Annotated in this window: 1 protein-coding gene and 1 pseudogene; one reads left to right on the top strand and one right to left on the bottom strand. The window is 71.2% G+C overall.

Features of this window, described 5'->3' with window-relative positions; genetic code table 11:
- Positions 1–512: pseudogene (locus D7V97_RS42815) on the top strand (hypothetical protein); the annotation flags it as partial.
- 41 nt (positions 513–553) lie between these two features.
- Here the strand turns inward: D7V97_RS42815 and D7V97_RS42810 are convergent.
- A complete protein-coding gene (locus D7V97_RS42810; protein ID WP_233583613.1) occupies positions 554–1,369 on the bottom strand; it encodes a hypothetical protein in 816 nt (271 codons plus the stop codon).
- Positions 1,370–1,765: the final 396 nt, after the last annotated feature.

Raw genomic sequence — 1,765 nt, 5'->3', positions numbered from 1 at the left:
CCCCGGAGCCCGACGACGTGCGCCACGTCCTGGAGGGCGACCAGCTCCACGCGACGCCGGAGATCGCCGAGTGGATGCCGCCCGAACCGGAGATGCGGCGGTTGATGGAGGCGGTGCAGGCGCTGGCCTCGAGCCCCCTGGCGCTGAGCGGGCCGCAGCGACAGGAGCAGGTGCAGCAGCGGGTGCGGGACGCGGCGCGGGCCTTCTTCACCCCGGAGGTGCGCCAGCGCTACGCGCGACGGCTGTGGAGGATGGCGGCCTACTTCACGGAGACCGGCCGCCCCCTGCAGGCGGACATGGCGCGGGGCGAGGCGAGGCGGCTGTTCCACGGGCTCGACGAACCGTTCTCCCGCTTCGCGGAGACGCTCTTCGCCAAGGTCGTCGTCCTGGCCGCCGCGGGCGCCCAGGCCCAGGCAGCGGCGGCGACGGGGGCCCACGCGCCGGGCGAGCCCCCTGCTCCAGCCGCGCCCTCGAACGAGCGGCGCAGCCCGGGCGGCCTCATCCTCCCCTGACGCCAGCAGGGCGCACCCGGGGAGGGGCCGGCTCCAGAGTCTCAGGACCGCAGGGGCTGCTCCGCGCGGGCGCACAGGAGCAGGTCCAGGTTCTCCCGCTCCCAGGCGAGCGCGCGCTGGTAGTCGTGGAAGCGCTTCTCGTGCTCCATCAGCTCCGGCGGGTGGATGCAGCGGCGGCCATCGTCGCCCCGGCGGGCCCGGTAGACGTGGTGCAGCATCTCGTGGAAGACGATCCACTCGACGAAGTAGCGGGGCACGAGCGGCTGGTCCAGGGCCGGGTGGATGCGGATGACCTTCGAGTCCGCCGAGTACGAGCCCATCTTGATGCTCTTGCGCGGGCCCTTCACCCGGGGCGCCGGCCCGTAGGTGATGGCCGCGTCGATGCGGCTCTGGAAGTAGCGCTCGTTGAGCCGCTCGTAGATGCGCGCCAGGTCGTGGTAGCGCCCCACCGGCTCCAGCCGCAGCCGCTTGCGCATCTGCGCCGGGGACAGCCGCCGGATGAAGATGCGGTTGCGCTCGATGTACTTGTCCAGGAGGGCGCTCGCGTCCGCGTCGCCCTTGCGCACGAAGCTGGCGAGCGCCTGCAGCACGTCATCCGGCGCGGCCAGGAACATGTGGTGCAGCCGCAGCCGCCACAGCGCGCGCTGACGCTGGAACGTCAGCATGGTGTGCGTGTTGTCGTGGATCTCCACCGCCACCTTCCCCCGCAGCCGCGTGCGAAGCCGCCGCTCCAGCACGCGCCGCCACACCTTCAACAGGCGGTTGGGCTCAGGGGCGACCGGAAGCTGCCGGGCCACCCTCCCCGCGGGGTAGGTCCTCTGTCGGATGATGTTCTTCTGCTTCTTCGCGCGAGCCATAGAGGGGCCGGAGTCTACGGACCCCTCTGACATGTGTAAACGCGCCCGCTTGGTGGAAAGCCAAGGAATTCCAACGACTTAAGGGCACTCAAGCTTACCCGGTCCTACGTGTCCGCCGCAGGGTGCGGATGCCGGATACGGGCAAGTGGCCGTCCTGATTAGCGTCGCCTCCGGCACGGGACCCGGAGCGTCTGGAGTTCCCCGGTTACAGGTCGGACGTTGTAGGTCTCAATGCGCGGAAGTGTCCGCTTTCCCGGGCACGTGTACTGAACGCGAAGCGGGCCCGGGGACAGGGCGAGCACCTGGTTGATGGGCAGCTTTCCGCCCCCCGGCCGGCCAAGCACGGTGCGGGCGGGTGCATCGAACCGGACCTCCACCGTGGCGGGAGGCGGGGGC

Origin of the sequence: Corallococcus sp. CA053C, from assembly GCF_003611675.1 — a bacterium.
In the GTDB taxonomy this organism is placed as follows: Bacteria; Myxococcota; Myxococcia; order Myxococcales; family Myxococcaceae; genus Corallococcus.
Note: the sequence above shows the minus strand (reverse complement) of the source record. Positions and strands in the feature narration are given on the sequence as shown.

Bases quoted from the DNA above. Each gene is read 5' to 3' on its own strand.
- D7V97_RS42810 (WP_233583613.1), bottom strand. From the start codon at position 1,369: ATGGCTCGCGCGAAGAAGCAGAAGAACATCATCCGACAGAGGACCTAC.